Source organism: Pseudomonas sp. DCB_AW (genome assembly GCF_026240895.1).
In the GTDB taxonomy this organism is placed as follows: Bacteria; Pseudomonadota; Gammaproteobacteria; order Pseudomonadales; family Pseudomonadaceae; genus Aquipseudomonas; species Aquipseudomonas kermanshahensis.
In genome coordinates, this window is record NZ_JAPFCE010000014.1 from 61832 (window position 1) to 77821 (window position 15990).

Below are 15990 nucleotides of genomic sequence, written 5' to 3' on the forward strand. Positions count from 1 at the left end.
CGCTCCTACAGGATTATGCATTACCTGTAGGAGCGGCCTTGTGTCGCGATGGGGCGCGAAGCGGCCCCAAGTCATTTTTGGCCATTAGGCGCCGAACGGCGCTACACTCTGCACCCCGACCGATACGGCCAACACGAGGCTCCTGCATGCAGTATCGCGACTTGCGCGACTTCATCCGTGGCCTGGAACAGCGCGGTGAACTCAAGCGCATCCAGGTTCCGATCTCTCCCGTCCTGGAAATGACCGAGGTCTGCGACCGCACCCTGCGTGCCAAAGGCCCGGCGTTGCTGTTCGAGAAGCCCACGGGGTACGACATCCCGGTACTGGGCAACCTGTTCGGCACGCCCGAGCGGGTGGCCATGGGCATGGGCGCCGAGTCGGTCGAAGAACTGCGCGAAATCGGCAAGCTGCTGGCCTTCCTCAAAGAACCAGAGCCGCCGAAAGGCCTGAAGGATGCCTGGTCGAAGCTGCCGATCTTCAAGAAGGTCGTGTCGATGGCACCGAAGGTGGTCAAGGACGCGGTGTGCCAGGAAGTCGTGGTCGAAGGTGACGACGTCGACCTTGGCCAGTTGCCGATCCAGCACTGCTGGCCAGGCGATGTGGCCCCGCTGATCACTTGGGGCCTGACCGTTACCCGCGGCCCGAACAAGGACCGCCAGAACCTGGGCATCTACCGCCAGCAGGTCATCGGCCGCAACAAAGTCATCATGCGCTGGCTGAGCCACCGTGGCGGCGCGCTGGATTACCGCGAATGGTGCGAGAAGCACCCCGGCCAGCCGTTCCCAGTGGCCGTGGCGCTGGGCGCAGACCCTGCAACCATCCTGGGCGCCGTGACGCCGGTGCCGGATACCCTGTCCGAATATGCCTTCGCTGGCCTGCTGCGTGGCAACCGCACCGAGCTGGTCAAGTGCCGTGGCAGCAACCTGCAGGTGCCGGCCACCGCCGAGATCATTCTCGAAGGCGTGATTCACCCGGGCGAAATGGCGCCGGAAGGCCCCTACGGCGACCACACCGGCTATTACAACGAAGTGGACAGCTTCCCGGTGTTCACGGTCGAGCGCATCACTCACCGGCAAAAACCGATCTACCACAGCACCTACACGGGCCGTCCGCCGGATGAGCCTGCGATTCTCGGCGTGGCGCTGAACGAAGTGTTCGTGCCGATCCTGCAAAAGCAGTTCCCGGAGATCGTCGACTTCTACCTGCCACCGGAAGGTTGCTCGTACCGCATGGCGGTGGTGACCATGAAAAAACAATACCCAGGCCACGCCAAGCGCGTGATGCTGGGTGTGTGGTCGTTCCTGCGACAGTTCATGTACACCAAGTTTGTTATCGTCACCGACGATGACATCAACGCCCGCGACTGGAACGATGTGATCTGGGCCATCACCACGCGCATGGACCCCAAGCGTGATACGGTGATGATCGACAACACCCCGATCGACTACCTGGACTTCGCGTCGCCGGTGTCCGGGTTGGGGTCGAAGATGGGCCTGGACGCCACCCACAAGTGGCCGGGCGAGACTACACGCGAATGGGGACGGGTCATCGTCAAGGACGAGGCCGTCACCCGCCGTATCGATGAGCTGTGGGATCAGTTGGGAATAGATTGATGCAGGTAACGTTGCAGCCGTCCGGGGCAGTGCTGGCGCTTGAACCCGGGGAACGGATCCTGGATGGAGCGCGGCGGCTCGGCTATGACTGCCCGAACAGCTGCCGCAATGGCAATTGCCATGTTTGCGCCGCCTTGCTGGTGGAAGGGAGCGTCCGCCAGAACGGCGAAGTACGCGACCATGGCGAGCTGTTCACCTGTATTGCCGAACCGCTGGAGGATTGCGTGTTGCTCTGGGACGGTGTGCTCGCCCTGGGCGAGCTGCCAGTGCGCAAGCTGGCGTGTAGCGTGAGCGAATGCGTCGAGGTCGGTGGCGACGTCTGGCGCGTGCGCCTGCGTGCGCCTGCCGGCAAACCGCTGCGTTATCACGCTGGTCAGTACCTGATGATCGAGCGCGAAGGCGGCAAGCAGGCGGCGTTCTCCCTGGCTTCTGCGCCGCATGGTGGGCGTGAGCTGGAACTGCACGTGCTGGCGCGTGAGCCCAGCGCGCTGCAGCTGATCGAGCAACTGCAGCGTGATCGCCTGGCGCGCATCGAAATGCCTTTCGGTGATGCGCACCTGGCCGAGTTGCCAGACGGGCCGCTGGTGCTGATCGCCGCCGGTACGGGAATGGGCCAGATGCACAGCCTGGTCGAGCATTGCCGTGCCCAGGGCTTCAAGCATCCGGTACACCTTTACTGGGGTGTGCGTCGGCCTGAGGACTTTTACCAGATCGAGCATTGGGACGAATGGTTGCGCCTGCCCAACCTGTTCCTGCACAAGGTAGTCAGTGACCTGTGTGGGTGGGAAGGCCGTTGCGGCATGCTGCACGAGGCCGTTTGCGAAGACATCCACGACCTCAACGGCGTGCACGTCTACGCCAGCGGCTCGCCAAACATGGTCTATGCCACCCTCGATGCCCTGGTCGAGGCCGGTATGGATGCGCACCGCATGCGCGCCGATGTATTTGCCTACGCGCCGCGCGGCTAATAACTCAAGTTCAAACGAGTGGGTATAAGGCGGTAATTGTTACCGCCTTGGCTAATAACTTTCACTCCGCTCGAAACATTGCTCTCCAATCGTCGGAAGTTCGCGTGAAACTTTAGCTTTCGGGCTTGAGTGTTGGCGCGTTTCTATCCTAAGGTTAATGCAGACACCTTAGGTGCGGGGCGCAAACCCCGGCACACAGCGATTCTCGCTTTATCTGTAGTTCACAGGGAATAATGGCGGCAGCGTATGTCGGCAATTGAAAGTTTGTCCTGGAAAAGTGCTTACCCTCCGGCGCTCGACTTCGGCCAGCAACTGACCCGCGAGCAATTGATCAACTCCATGCAACTGACCATGTCACGCCATGAAGGCGGGCCTGTGTGGTTGTTCGCCTATGGTTCATTGATCTGGCGACCGGAGTGCAGTTCGGTAGAGCGGCAGCGCGCACGGGTGCACGGTTATCACCGTGGGCTGTACCTGTGGTCGCACGAGCACCGTGGCACACCGGAAACGCCCGGCCTGGTGTTCGGCCTGGACCGTGGTGGGTCATGCAGTGGTTTTGCCTATCGGCTGGATGAAAGCAACCTGGATGATTCGCTGATGGCCCTGTGGCAACGCGAAATGCCGTACCCGGCCTACCGTCCGCATTGGCTCAGCTGTCGGTTGGGTGATGGCAGCAAGGTGCAGGCCTTGGGTTTTGTGCTGGAGCGCCATTTGCCGTGCTATGCGGGGAATTTGCCCGACACACTGCTCAGCCAGATCCTTGCCAGTGCCAAGGGGCGATATGGCACCACGCGCGAGTATGTGGAGCAGACGTTGAATGCGTTGCGCAGCCACCAGATGCCAGATCGCAACCTGGAGGCGCGGTTCAGGCGCTGCCATAACCTGCGGGAAGTCTGATTTATTGACTGGCAGTACCGGCCTCTTCGCGGGGCAAGCCCGCTCCCACAGGCACCCGAGCCGACTTAAGGGCAGTGGATAATCTGTGGGAGCGGGCTTGCCCCGCGAAGAGGCCCGAGCAGGCAACCAAGCAGCCAGACGCTAGCTAGTCAGCACCACCAACTTACCCACAGCCTGCCGCTGCCCCAGCTTCTCAATGGCAGCCCCAGCCTCAGCCAGTGGATAAGTCTCCGACACCAGCGGCTTCAGCTTGCCTTCACCCTGCCAGGCAAACAGCTGACGGAAGTTAGCTGCATTCTGCTCCGGCTGACGCTGGGCAAACGCCCCCCAAAACACCCCCACGACCGCTGCGCCCTTGAGCAGCACCAGGTTCGCCGCCAGCTGTGGGATCGCCCCGCTGGCAAACCCCACCACCAGCAGCCGGCCATTCCAGGCCAGGCCCCTTACCGCCTGGTCGAACAGCTCGCCACCCACCGGGTCGTAGATCACGTCCACGCCCTGGCCGCCGGTCAGGCGCTTGATCTCGTCCTTGAGGCTGGCCTGGCTGTAGTCGATCAGCTCATCGGCGCCGGCAGCCTTGGCCACGGCCAGTTTTTCGGCGCTGCTGGCTGCAGCGATCACCCGGGCGCCCATGGCCTTGCCTATTTCCACGGCCGCCAGGCCCACACCCCCTGAGGCCCCCAGCACCAGCAGGGTTTCACCCGGCTGCAGGTGACCGCGCTGCTTGAGTGCATGCATCGAGGTGCCATAGGTCATGCCGAAGGCGGCGGCGGTGGTGAAGTCCATGTGCTCGGGGATCGGCATCACGTTGTAGAAGGGCACCGCCACCTGTTCGGCGAACGCACCCCACCCCGTGAGGGCCATGACCCGATCGCCCACCTTGAACGCACCGGCCTTCTCGCCGACCGCAACCACCACACCGGCCGCTTCGCCACCTGGGGAAAACGGCAGCGGTGGCTGGAACTGGTATTTACCTTCGATGATCAAGGTATCGGGGAAGTTGACGCCCGCAGCCTGCACATCCAGCAGGATCTCGTTCTTTTTCGGCACGGGGCTGGCGACGTCTTCCAGTACCAAGTCGCGCGCCGGGCCCAAGGTTTTGCACAACACAGCTTTCATCGGGGCTATTCCTTTGCGGGTAGTGGCCGATAAGTGTAGGAGGGCCACCTGCCGGGTCAACGAGCATGGCCTACCCTGATGGGCCGGCATAAGCCAGGGCTTGGGTTTGAGCGGTGTGCTGGGTAAGCTGGCGCCAATTGTATTGAGGAGCGAATTCGTGAAAGCGTGGATCTTGATGGTGCTGGCCCTGATGCTGCCAGTTGCGGCCGTGGCCGAAGAAGCCAAGGAAGGGGCGCCCAAGGTCGCCTACATCACCCTGAGCCCACCCTTTGTCGGTAACTATGCCCTCGACGGCAGCCCCAAGCTGCGTGTCTACAAGGCCGACGTAGCCCTGCGCGTGACCGGTGATGAAGCCGCCAAGGCCGTGAAACACCACGAGCCGCTGATCCGTAACCAGCTGGTGGCGCTGTTCACCCAGCAGACCGTGGACAAGATGAGCAACGTCGACGCCAAGGAGCAACTGCGCCAGGAAGCCTTGAAGCAGGTGCAGCAGGTGATGGAAGCGGAAGAGGGCAAGCCAATTGTCGAAGACCTGCTGTTCAACAACCTGATTGTGCAGTGATCAGGACGCCAGCGTCCGCCGAAAGCGCGCCAGCGCCACGCTGAAGAACACCAGGCCGATCACGGCCAGGGCCAGGATGTCTGGCCATACCACGACCACGCCGGCGTCGCGGAACAGGATCGCGGTGCCGAGGCTGACGAAATGCGTCGACGGCGAGCCCTGCATGACCCACTGCAGCCACTGCGGCATGCTGTCCAGCGGGGTACTGCCGCCAGACAGCAACAGCATCGGGATGATGACCGGGATCGCCAGCAGGCCGAATTGAGGCGTCGAGCGCGCCAGGGTGGCGAGGAAGATGCCCAAGGCGGTACTGGCGAACAGGTACAGCGCGGTCACGGCCAGGAACAGCCCCATGGAGCCAGACAGCGGCACGCCCAGGGCGCCTTTGACCACCACGATGAGCGACACCCAGGTACACAGCACCACCACCAGCGCGTTGCTGGCGATTTTCGCCAGCATGATTTCCAAAGCGGTTAGCGGCAGCACCAGCAAGTGGTCGAGGGTGCCGTGTTCACGCTCGCGCAACAGCGCCGTGCCGGTGAGGATGATCGCCAGGATGGTGATGTTGTTGATGATCTGGATCACGGCCAGAAACCAGCCACCCTCCAGGTTGGGGTTGAACAGTGCCTTGGGGTTGATCAGCACGGGGCTCTGGGTTGTGGTGCGCTGGGCATAGTCGAGCAGCTCACGCTCGAAAATCCGGCCGATGTAGCCGGCGCCCATGAACGCCTGGCTCATGGCCGTGGCGTCGACGTTGATCTGCAGCTCGGGTGAGCGCCCGGCCAGCAGGTCGCTCTGGAAGTTCACCGGTACATTGATCACGAAGGTGTACTGGCCGCTGTCCATGGCCTGGTCCAGGCGGTCCGGGGGCAGGGGCACGGCAGGTTGAAACTCGGGTGGTTGCAGTGACTCGGTGAGCTTGCGTGAGAGCTGGCTATGGTCTTCGTCCACCACGGCAACGCTGGCGTTGTGCACGCCGATCACCGAGCCCGCCGCCGGCATGTAGATCGCCACGCTGAAGGCATACAGCAAAAACAGCAGCAGCACGCTGTCGTGGCGCAGGCTGGTCAGCTCTTTCAGGCCCAGGCGCAGGGTGTGGTTCAGGCGCGACATGTCAGGCCTCCTGCTTCTTCAGCATGGCCAGGCTCAGGCCGGTGAACACGGCGAAGAAGCTCAGCAGGATCAGGCACTGCGGCCACAGCTCGCGCAGGCCCAGCGCTTTGGTGAAGGTGCCGACCGCGATGTCCAGGAAGTAACCCGCCGGGAACAGCTGGCCCATCACTGCCGCGGCGCCATCGAGCGACGAGCGTGGCACGATCAAACCGGAGAACTGGATGGTCGGCAGGCTGGTGATGATCATGGTGCCCAGGATGGCCGCGATTTGGGTGCGGGTGAAGGCCGAGATCAGCAAGCCCAGGCTGGTGGTCGCCAGCAGGTAGGCGACGCCGCCGCAGGCCAGGGCCAGCACGCTGCCCTTGAGCGGTACGGCAAACAACCAGCGGTTCATCGCCACCAGCAACGCCAGGTTGACCAGGCTTACGGCCAGGTAGGGCAGCTGTTTGCCGAGCAGAAACTCCAGCCGGGTGAGGGGCGTGGCGTAGAAGTTGGTGATGGAGCCAAGTTCTTTTTCCCGGACGATGCCCAGGGCGGTGAGCATGGCCGGGATGAACGCCAGGATCAGCGCCATGACGCCGGGCCCGATGGCATTCACGCTGACCACGTCCTGGTTGTAGCGGAAGCGTGTTTCCAAGCGCACCGGGTCTTGGCGCTGCACCGGTTGCTGGCTGGCCGCGGCAAATTGTTCGAGGTTCGCCTGGTGCACTGCTTCGACATAGTTGCGGCTGGTCTCCGCACGAAACGGCATGCCGCCGTCGAGCCAGGCGGCCACCACCGGTTGGCGACCGGCGTAAAGGTCGCGGCCAAAGCCGGGTGGGATCTCCAGCGCCAGTTTGATTTCGGAACGTTGCAGGCGTTGGTGCATTTCACGGGTATCGCGAATCGGCGCCTGCTCGGCGAAATACCGTGATCCGCGAAACGCTTCGAGGTAGGCCCGGCTTTGCGGGCTTTGGTCTTGGTCATGAACGGCGAAGGCGAGGTTCTCTACATCCAGCGAGATGCCATAGCCAAAGATCACCATCATGAACACGGCGCCGAGCAGGGCGAAGGCCAGGCGCACTTTGTCGCGCAGCAGCTCCTTGCCCTCCCGGCTGGCCACCGCCAGCAGGCGGCGCAGGCTGAAACCTTGGCGCAACGGTGGTGTGGCCGCTGCCGGCTGCTCCAGCACAGCGCTTTGCGGGGCCTGGGGCACGGCCTCCTGGGCTTGCTCCAGGCAGCGCACGAAGGCGTCTTCCAGGGTTTCGCCGGCGTATTGGCGTTGCAGGGCATCAGGCGTGTCACAGGCCAGCACGCGCCCGGCGTGCATGAACGAAATGCGGTCGCAGCGCTGGGCTTCGTTCATGAAGTGAGTAGAGAGGAAAATGGTCACGCCTTGCTCGCGCGACAACTCCACCAGCAGTCGCCAGAAGTCATCGCGGGCGGCAGGATCGACGCCGGAGGTCGGCTCGTCGAGAATCAGCACTTCAGGGCGGTGCAGCACCGCGACGGCCAGTGACAGGCGCTGGCGCAGGCCGAGGGGCAGGGCGCCTGACGGCTGGTCGGCGATGTCGCGCAGGCCGAAGCGCTCGATCAGTTCGCTGATGCGCTGCGCGCTGTCGGCCTTGGGCAGGTCGAACAGGCGCGCATGCAGCGTGAGGTTCTGGCGGGTGCTGAGCTCGCCATACAGCGAGAAACTCTGCGACATGAAACCAACCCGCTTGCGCGTGGCCAGGTCGCTGGCGTCCACCGGGCGGCCCAGCAGGCTGGCACTGCCCTCGCTGGCGGGTACCAGGCCCGTAAGCACTTTCATGGTGCTGGTCTTGCCGCAGCCGTTGGAGCCGAGAAAACCAAAAATTTCCCCACGGCCAATGGCGAAGCTGACCTTGTTGACCGCGGTGAAGTCACCAAAGCGCAGGGTCAGGTCATGCGCTTCGATGGCGACCACGCCGTCATTTGCCGAGCGTGGCGGGATAGTCAACGGCGCAGGTTGCGTACTGCGTGCCCCTTGGAAATGGGTGAAGGCATCGTCCAGTTTGCCGCTGGGCGTGACGCCCGCCAATGTGTGGCTGGGGCCCGCGGCAATCAGCCGGCCGCCATCGAGCATCAGGCAATGCTCGAACTGCTCGGCTTCCTCCATATAGGCAGTGGCCACCAGCAGCGTCAATTGCGGGCGTTGTGCGCGTACCTGCTCGACCAGTTCCCAGAAGCGTCGCCGCGACAGGGGGTCGACCCCGGTCGTGGGTTCGTCGAGGATCAGCAGGTCAGGTTCGTGGATCAACGCGCAGCACAGGCCCAGTTTCTGCTTCATGCCGCCCGACAGCTTGCCGGCCGGGCGCTCGGCGAAGCGATGCAGGTCGGTGGCCTGCAGCAGGTTGGCCATGCGTTGTTCGCATTCGTGCCGGCCTAGGCCAAACAGCGTGGCGAAAAAACGAATGTTCTCGCTGATCGACAGCTCGGGGTACAGGTTGTTGCCCAGCCCTTGGGGCATGAACGCGACCTTGGGGTAAAGCGCAGCGCGGTGGCGTCGTTGGCGGATCGAGCCGCCCAGCACCTGCAACTCGCCCTGCTGCAGGCGTTTTACGCCGGCGATCAGCCCGAGCAGGGTCGATTTGCCGGCCCCATCAGGCCCGATCAGTGCACAGCGGGTGCCGCTGGGCAGGCTGAAACCCAGCGTCTGCAAGGCGATCAGGTCGCCATAACGGTGGCTGATGCCCTCGGCCAGCAGTGCCGGCGTGTTCATTGCAGGTTGGCCGGCCAGTCCACGTCAGCCGTGCGCACATAGCCAGCGCCCGGCATGCCCGGCTTGGCTTGCGGCACGGCGCTTGGGTCGCTCAGGCGCAGTTTCACGCGAAACACCAGTTTCTGCCGCTCATCGCGGGTTTCGACCTGTTTCGGGGTGAACTGCGCCTTGGCTGCGACAAACGCTACCTTCGCCGGCAACGCCTGATCGGGCAGCGCATCGAGGACGATGCGTGCCTGATCGCCAACGGTCAGCCGGCCGCTGGTGGAGGCTGGGAGGTAGAGGTTCATGTACTGGTCGCTCGGGTCGATCAGCATCAGCACGCGACCGCCAGCGCCCAACACCTCACCCGGCTCGGCCAGGCGCAGCTGGATGATGCCGTCGATGGGCGCGCGCAGGCTGCTGTCGTCGATCTCGCTGGTCAGCTGGGCGACCTGGGCCTGGGCCGCGCCGATGGCGGCTTTGACGGCTGCCAGCTGGGCGCGCGCGGCAACCACCCCCGCGTTCGCGGTGTCGAAGCGGGCCTGCTGCTGGTCGAGCAGTTGTTGGCTGGCATAGTTGCGCTTGAAAATCTCGCGCACGCGCTTGAGTTCCTGGCCGGCGAGCAGCAGCTCACTCTGGCGCAGTTGCACGCTGGCCTGGGCCGCCGCGTAGTTTTCCTGGGCGCGCAGCACTTCGGCCTCGGCCTGGTTGCGCTGGGCTTCCATTGTGCGGGTGTCGATACGCGCCAGCAGCTGACCACGGGTCACCTTGTCGCCTTCGTCGACCCGCACTTCAGCCAAACGCCCGGGGACCTTGGTGGCAATTTGCACTTCGGTCGCCTCGAGGCGGCCGTTGCCCATGCTCAGGCCTTCCGGCAGCTGGTCATGCAGCGACTTCCAGTAACCCAGCCCGGCAGCGGTCGCCAGTAAGACGATCAGCGCGGTGGCGAAGATCCTGGGGGCATATCGATTCATCAGTCAGCATCCCTGCTCAGTGCACAGCCTATCGTGGCGTGCGGCTATCCATGGCGTGTTGATATCAGTCAAACCCCTAGATCCTAGCCCACCTTCACTTCAGCGCGACAATGGCCGCCCATTGTTCGGGGGTAACCGGCATCACCGACAGGCGGCTGCCTTTTTGCACCAGCGGCAATTCGGCAAGCGCGGCCTGTTGTTTAAGCCGGCCAAGGTCGAGCACTTTGGGCAGGGTTTTCACATGGGCCACGTCCACCGCACTCCACGGGTTCTTCTCGGCGGTGGCCTTGGGGTCGTAATAGTGGCTTTCTGGGTCCAGTGCGGTCGGGTCCGGGTAGGCCGCCGCAGTGATGCGGGCGATGCCAGCAATGCCCGGTTGCGGGCAGCTGGAATGGTAGAAGAAGAACTCGTCGCCCACGCTCATGGCCCGCAAAAAGTTGCGCGCCTGGTAGTTACGCACGCCGTCCCAGCGCGCTTCGCCCAGCCGGCCGAGGGCTTCGATCGAGAGCTCGTCGGGCTCGGATTTCATCAGCCAATAGGCCATGCATGCTGCTCCTGAAAAGGTTTGAAATAACCTGTTGCACGAAACCGACAGCCGGTTGGCGCCAATGTTTGCGTGTCGGCGCAGGTTGTCGGAAAATGCGCCCCGTTTAAAGCGAGATGCTCTGGCGATACCCAGAAAATCGCCAAGCCGAAACAGTTTGCCTGGGGGGCAATCTTCGATGAATCAACGCAAAAAGCCGGATCTGCTGTGGATCCTGGTGTTCATTTTTGGCTTGGGTGTGGTCACTACTGGTTATGCGCAAGGGTTCTTGGAGCGCAAGCTGGACACCGCCTATCAAATGCCGGTCGACGCCAGCCAGCCGCAACGTTGATGCCCTCCGCTGGCGCCGCTCAGTTCGGCGCCAGGTACCAGTCGCGGTCCGAGACCGTGCCTTGCAATGGTACATCCCAACTGGCCTGTGCCAGCCGCTCGACCTTCTGGCATTCATGCGCCAGCCCCAATAGCAAAGGTTTCTTCCAGGTCTTGCGGCGCGCCTGGTAGGCCAGGCTGCGGTCATAGAAACCACCGCCCATGCCCAAGCGGCCACCCACTTCATCGAAACCCACCAGCGGCAGCAGGATCAGGTCCAAGGCCCAGATCGGGCGTTGGCGTTTGCGGTCGGTCAGTGGCTCTGGAATACGGAAACGGTTGCGCTTGAGTTTTTCACCCTGTTCGAACCGCTGAAACACCATGCGTGTGCGCGGCCAGGCGTGCAGCACCGGCAGGTAAGTGCGTTTGCCGCGTCGCTGGGCTTCGCGCAATAGCAGGTAGGGGTCGATTTCGCCGTCGTTGGGCAAGTACAGGGCAATGTGCCGGGCGCGGCGAAACAGCGGGTCTTGCGCCAGCTGGCGGTATAGGCCAAGGGCGGCTTGGCGCTGCTGGGCAGGCGTCAGTGCGCGGCGGGCATTGCGGAGCAGGCGACGAAGCTGGGGGCGGGTGAGCGGCGCGGTGTCGGTCATGGCACAGGCGTTCCCAGTTGTCGCGACTGGTAGGGGTATGCCCGCAGCAAGGGCGGACAAAAAAAATAAGGCTCCCCGATAAGACCGCTATCGGTGTAGCCCTTGAACCCGAAAGTTCAAGGTGGAGATTGCAGGGGGCGTTAAGGCTTTCCGTCGAGCGGACATGCACACCGGCCCCAGCGTGCAACCCCCGTGGTTGTGCGTATCGGCTCAGGGACATAACCGACTGGCGCATCCCCCAGGGAGTGGCGCCAGTATACCAATCTCAGCCGATTTTGGTATCCGTGTCGTCGGACAAAGCCTTATCGACCCGATCCAGCAGGTCGCGCACCTGTTCGCGGTTGGTGCCAGCGACCGGGGCAGCGCTACGGTCTTCCTGGCGGTGCAGCATCTCGTGGGTAATGTTCAACGCAGCCATGACCGCGATGCGGTCGGCGCCGATCACCTTGCCGCTGCTGCGGATCTCGCGCATCTTGCCGTCCAGGTAGCGCGCGGCGCTGACCAGGTTGTTGCGCTCTTCCGGCGGGCAGATGATCGAGTATTCCTTGTCGAGGATCTGCACGGTGACGCTATTGCTTGAACTCATGAGTCTTGCTCCAGAGCCTTGAGGCGTAAAATCATCGACTCGACCTTGCGCCTTGCGATCTCGTTCTTTTCGATGAGGTGGGCGCGCTCTTCGCGCCAGGATTTTTCCTGAGCTACTAGGAGTGCATTTTGCCGTTTTAGTTGCTCGACACGTTCGATCAGCAACTCGAATCGGCTCATCAGCGCTTGCAGGTCGTTCTCTTGCGTGGGTTGCACTCGAATCGCTCCGTCGTTGAGTCACCTGGCGATGATGCCTCTCCCCGGGCCGCGACGGCCAGTGCCGATGGTCTTGGCGCGCCTGCCGGTGCTAGGATACAAGGTCTCCATTCTAGTCATTGCGCCGTCTGGCGCCTAGTTGCCCATGCCCAATACCCAATCGCCCTACATTGCCTTCGCCATGCTGCTTGCCAGCAACGGCCACCCTGTCACTCCTGCCGAGCTGCACGGCTTGCTGGTCGGGCGCAGCTGCGCCGGTGCCGGCTTCGATGCCGACGCCTGGCTGGCCGACGCCGCCCAACTGCTGGAAAACGAACCCGGTGAGACCGTCCGCAACGCCCTGATCGGCTTGCAAGAGATGGTCAAGGGCGAGCTCACCAGCGATGACATGGCCATCGTCCTGCTGCTGCCGACCGATGATGCCGCGCTGGCTGACCGTGCTGCGGCGCTGGGCCAGTGGTGCCAAGGTTTCATCACGGGCTTTGGCCTGAACGCCGGTGGCAAGGACCTGTCCACCGAAGCCAAAGACGTGCTGCAGGACCTGGTGGCAATCTCCCAGGTACAAGAAGCCCTCGAAGAGTCCGAAGACGGCGAGAGCGACTACATGGAAGTCATGGAATACCTGCGCGTCGCGCCGCTGCTGCTGTTCTCCGAGCTGGCCAAGCCGGCCGCGCCTGCGTCCAAGCCATCGTTGCACTGATCAACCGGGGGTAGTCTGCCCATGAGCCACATTCCCAAGGCCGAGTATGCCCGTCGGCGCAAGGCGCTGATGGCGCAGATGGTCCCCAACAGCATCGCCATCCTGCCCGCCGCCGCCGTTGCCATTCGCAACCGCGACGTCGAGCACGTGTACCGCCAGGACAGCGATTTCCAGTACCTCAGCGGCTTTCCCGAGCCCGAGGCGGTGATTGCGCTGATCCCGGGCCGTGAACATGGCGAGTACGTGCTGTTCTGCCGCGAGCGCAACCCTGAGCGCGAGCAGTGGGAAGGGCTGCGCGCCGGCCAGGAAGGTGCGGTGCGTGATTTTGGCGCCGACGATGCCTTCCCGATCACCGACATCGACGAGATCCTGCCGGGCCTGATCGAGGGCCGGGAGCGGGTGTACAGCGCCATGGGCAGCAACCCGGAATTCGATCGCCGGCTGATGGACTGGATCAACGTGATCCGCTCCAAGGCGCGCCTGGGTGCCCAGCCGCCGAACGAGTTCGTTGCGCTGGATCATCTGCTGCACGACATGCGCCTGTATAAATCGGCGGCAGAAGTGAAGGTGATGCGCGCTGCCGCAGACATTTCCGCCCGTGCCCACGTGCGTGCCATGCAGGCCTGCCGGGCCGGGCTGCATGAGTACAGCCTGGAAGCCGAGCTGGATTACGAGTTCCGCAAAGGCGGCGCGAAAATGCCGGCCTATGGCTCGATCGTCGCGGCCGGGCGCAATGGCTGCATCCTGCACTATCAGCAGAATGACGCCCCGCTCAAGGACGGCGACCTGGTGTTGATCGACGCGGGCTGCGAAATCGACTGCTATGCCAGCGACATCACCCGTACGTTCCCGGTCAGCGGGCGTTTTTCGCCCGAGCAGAAGGCCATCTACGAGCTGGTGCTGAAGGCCCAGGCCGCAGCCTTCGCCGAAATCGCCCCCGGCAAGCACTGGAACCACGCCCACGAGGCGACCGTGCAGGTCATCACCGAGGGCCTGGTGGAACTGGGGTTGCTCAAGGGCGATGTGCAGGGGCTGATCGACAGCGAAGCCTACCGCGCGTTCTACATGCACCGCGCCGGGCACTGGTTGGGCATGGATGTGCACGATGTGGGCGAATACAAAGTGGGCGGCCAGTGGCGCGTGCTGGAGCCCGGCATGGCGCTAACCGTCGAACCGGGCATCTACATCGCCGCCGACAACCAGGCGGTGGCCAAGAAGTGGCGCGGCATCGGCGTAAGGATCGAGGACGACGTGGTAGTGACCAGGCAGGGCTGTGAAATTCTGACGTCGGGTGTACCCCGCACAGTCGCCGAGATCGAGGCGCTGATGCAGGCTGCGCGCAAGGACGCGGCATGAACCGGGTCCACTTGGCGATCATCGGGGGCGGCCTGGTCGGCGCGAGCCTGGCGTTGGCCCTGCAGGCCGGGGCCAAGGCGCGGGGTTGGAAGATCCTGCTGATCGAGCCGTTCGCACCCGGCCACAGTTTCCAGCCCAGCTACGATGCACGCTCGTCGGCGTTGTCGTATGGCACGCAACAGATCTACCAGCAGTTGGGGCTGTGGCAGGCCATCAGCCAGCGCGCCGAGCCTATCCTGCAGATTCAGGTATCGGACCGTGGCCGGTTCGGTGCCACGCGCCTCGATGCCCACGAAGAAGGCGTGCCAGCGCTGGGTTTCGTGGTGGAAAACGCCTGGCTCGGGCAGTGCCTGTGGCAGGGGTTGGACCCTGAGGTGGTGAGCTGGCGTTGCCCCGCCGAAGTGAGGGCGATGCACGCCATCGAAGGCGGTTATCGCCTGCAGCTGGATGACGACACCAGCCTGGAATGCGACTTGGCCGTGCTGGCCGATGGCGGCCGCTCTGGCCTGCGTGAGCAGCTGGGTATTCATGTGCGCCGCACGCCCTATGAGCAAAGCGCCCTGATCGCCAACATCACGCCTGGCGAAGCCCACCGCGGCCAGGCGTTCGAGCGGTTCACCGAAACCGGCCCGATGGCCCTGCTGCCACTGCCGGAAAACCGCTGTGCGCTGGTCTGGACCCGTCAGGGCATGGACGCTCAGCGCCTGGCCGAAATTGATGAACGCAGCTTCCTGCGCGAGCTGCAGGACGCCTTCGGCTATCGTCTTGGGGCATTGCGCCAAGTGGGTGCAAGGCATCTGTACCCGCTGGCACTGGTCGAGGCCGAAGAGCAGGTACGCCCGCACCTGGTGGTGCTGGGCAACGCTGCGCACAGCCTGCACCCCATTGCCGGCCAGGGCTTCAACCTGTCGCTGCGTGACGTCCAGGTGCTTGCACACGCGCTGCTGGCGGGCCCGCAGCACCCCGGTGACCTTGGCACCTTGCGGGCCTATCATCAGCGTCAGCGCCTGGACCAGGCGCTGACCATCGGCTTCTCCGACCAGGTCACCCGCCTGTTCGGCAGCAACCAGCCGTTGCTGGCTGCCGGGCGCAACATTGGCCTGCTCGGGCTCGACCTGCTGCCGCCGGCAAAAAGCTGGTTTGCCCGCCAGGCCATGGGCCTGGGTACGCGCCCCGATCCGCGGGGCCAGGCATGAGCAATCCGCGCAGACTGGCGCGCCGGGCCCGCATGTTGCGCTGGTTGTTGAACCTTTACCCGCCGTACCTGGGCGCCGGTATCCGCGTGCAGCACATCAGCCCGGACATGCGCAGCGTCAAGGTCCGCATGAAGCTCACCCGCTGGAACCGCAACTACGTCGGTACCCAGTTCGGCGGCAGCCTCTATTCGATGGTCGACCCGTTCTACATGCTGCTGCTGATCGAGCAGTTGGGGCGCGAGTACATCGTCTGGGACAAAGCGGCGAGCATCGATTTCATCTCGCCGGGCAAAGGCCCCGTGTACGCCGAGTTCCACCTCGATGACGCCCTGCTCGACGACATTCGCCAGCAGACCGCCACCGGCAAGAAGTGCCTGCCGCGGCTGCAGGTGGACATCCGCGACGGCGCCGGCGAACTGGTAGCGCGGGTCGATAAAACCCTATACGTGCGGCTCAAGCCGCAAGCGAGGCAGGCGTAAGGCAT

The 15990-nt window shown here is 63.7% G+C and carries 17 protein-coding genes and 1 other RNA gene; 9 read left to right on the forward strand and 9 right to left on the reverse strand.

Going from position 1 to position 15990, the window contains the following annotated elements; all coding sequences use genetic code 11:
• Nucleotides 1-146: 146 nt before the first annotated feature.
• From ubiD to OO306_RS11265, 3 genes are all read left to right on the forward strand, one after another.
• A complete protein-coding gene (ubiD, locus tag OO306_RS11255; protein ID WP_033702193.1) occupies nt 147-1613 on the forward strand; it encodes a 4-hydroxy-3-polyprenylbenzoate decarboxylase in 1467 nt (488 codons plus the stop codon).
• Nucleotides 1613-2581, forward strand: coding sequence for a CDP-6-deoxy-delta-3,4-glucoseen reductase (locus OO306_RS11260; RefSeq protein ID WP_099430760.1), 969 nt, complete (start codon nt 1613-1615; stop codon nt 2579-2581). Before ubiD ends, OO306_RS11260 begins: the two co-directional genes overlap by 1 nt.
• A gap of 246 nt (nt 2582-2827) precedes the next feature.
• A complete protein-coding gene (locus tag OO306_RS11265; protein WP_099455685.1) occupies nt 2828-3478 on the forward strand; it encodes a gamma-glutamylcyclotransferase in 651 nt (216 codons plus the stop codon).
• 141 nt (nt 3479-3619) lie between these two features.
• On the opposite strand, the gene OO306_RS11270 is transcribed toward OO306_RS11265, so the two are convergent.
• Nucleotides 3620-4597: an NADPH:quinone oxidoreductase family protein gene (locus tag OO306_RS11270; protein ID WP_186681430.1), complete on the reverse strand. Its 978-nt coding sequence runs from the start codon at nt 4595-4597 to the stop codon at nt 3620-3622.
• Nucleotides 4598-4754: 157 nt separating this feature from the next.
• Here OO306_RS11270 and OO306_RS11275 point away from each other — a divergent pair, with 157 nt between their 5' ends.
• The gene (locus OO306_RS11275) at nt 4755-5159 is read left to right on the forward strand and encodes a flagellar basal body-associated protein FliL (protein ID WP_027592226.1); all 405 of its coding nucleotides are present in this window, start codon (nt 4755-4757) and stop codon (nt 5157-5159) included.
• Here OO306_RS11275 and OO306_RS11280 read toward each other — a convergent pair whose 3' ends face one another.
• The 4 genes from OO306_RS11280 to OO306_RS11295 form a co-directional block, all read right to left on the reverse strand.
• On the reverse strand, nt 5160-6272 hold the full coding sequence (locus OO306_RS11280) for an ABC transporter permease (RefSeq protein ID WP_099455682.1): 1113 nt from the start codon (nt 6270-6272) through the stop codon (nt 5160-5162).
• A 1-nt stretch (nt 6273) separates the two neighbouring features.
• Nucleotides 6274-8994, reverse strand: coding sequence for a ribosome-associated ATPase/putative transporter RbbA (rbbA, locus tag OO306_RS11285; RefSeq protein ID WP_265968683.1), 2721 nt, complete (start codon nt 8992-8994; stop codon nt 6274-6276).
• Entirely contained in the window at nt 8991-9950 is a 960-nt protein-coding gene (locus OO306_RS11290; RefSeq protein ID WP_265968685.1) for an HlyD family secretion protein, read from the reverse strand. Before OO306_RS11290 ends, rbbA begins: the two co-directional genes overlap by 4 nt.
• Nucleotides 9951-10044: 94 nt before the next feature.
• Nucleotides 10045-10494, reverse strand: coding sequence for an EVE domain-containing protein (locus OO306_RS11295; RefSeq protein WP_099430754.1), 450 nt, complete (start codon nt 10492-10494; stop codon nt 10045-10047).
• Between the two features lie 178 nt (nt 10495-10672).
• On the opposite strand from OO306_RS11295, the gene OO306_RS11300 reads away from it, so the two are divergent.
• A complete protein-coding gene (locus OO306_RS11300) occupies nt 10673-10825 on the forward strand; it encodes a hypothetical protein (RefSeq protein WP_172960392.1) in 153 nt (50 codons plus the stop codon).
• Between the two features lie 19 nt (nt 10826-10844).
• Here OO306_RS11300 and OO306_RS11305 read toward each other — a convergent pair whose 3' ends face one another.
• From OO306_RS11305 to OO306_RS11320, 4 genes are all read right to left on the reverse strand, one after another.
• Nucleotides 10845-11453, reverse strand: coding sequence for a 5-formyltetrahydrofolate cyclo-ligase (locus tag OO306_RS11305; protein WP_027592232.1), 609 nt, complete (start codon nt 11451-11453; stop codon nt 10845-10847).
• 68 nt (nt 11454-11521) lie between these two features.
• Nucleotides 11522-11701, reverse strand: a non-coding RNA gene (ssrS, locus tag OO306_RS11310) — 6S RNA.
• A gap of 17 nt (nt 11702-11718) precedes the next feature.
• On the reverse strand, nt 11719-12039 hold the full coding sequence (locus OO306_RS11315) for a cell division protein ZapA (RefSeq protein WP_027592233.1): 321 nt from the start codon (nt 12037-12039) through the stop codon (nt 11719-11721).
• The gene (locus tag OO306_RS11320; RefSeq protein ID WP_033693939.1) at nt 12036-12218 is read right to left on the reverse strand and encodes a TIGR02449 family protein; all 183 of its coding nucleotides are present in this window, start codon (nt 12216-12218) and stop codon (nt 12036-12038) included. Before OO306_RS11320 ends, OO306_RS11315 begins: the two co-directional genes overlap by 4 nt.
• A gap of 181 nt (nt 12219-12399) precedes the next feature.
• On the opposite strand from OO306_RS11320, the gene OO306_RS11325 reads away from it, so the two are divergent.
• From OO306_RS11325 to OO306_RS11340, 4 genes are read left to right on the forward strand one after another with little or no spacing between them, the layout of a single operon-like run.
• Nucleotides 12400-12954: a YecA family protein gene (locus tag OO306_RS11325; RefSeq protein WP_265968688.1), complete on the forward strand. Its 555-nt coding sequence runs from the start codon at nt 12400-12402 to the stop codon at nt 12952-12954.
• Between the two features lie 21 nt (nt 12955-12975).
• Nucleotides 12976-14310 carry a Xaa-Pro aminopeptidase gene (gene pepP / locus OO306_RS11330; RefSeq protein WP_265968690.1) on the forward strand — a complete coding sequence of 445 codons (1335 nt, stop codon included), beginning with the start codon at nt 12976-12978 and terminating at the stop codon, nt 14308-14310.
• On the forward strand, nt 14307-15506 hold the full coding sequence (gene ubiH / locus OO306_RS11335) for a 2-octaprenyl-6-methoxyphenyl hydroxylase (RefSeq protein ID WP_265968692.1): 1200 nt from the start codon (nt 14307-14309) through the stop codon (nt 15504-15506). The genes pepP and ubiH overlap by 4 nt, the downstream gene beginning before the upstream one ends.
• Entirely contained in the window at nt 15503-15985 is a 483-nt protein-coding gene (locus OO306_RS11340; RefSeq protein ID WP_027592237.1) for a DUF4442 domain-containing protein, read from the forward strand. The genes ubiH and OO306_RS11340 overlap by 4 nt, the downstream gene beginning before the upstream one ends.
• Nucleotides 15986-15990: the final 5 nt, after the last annotated feature.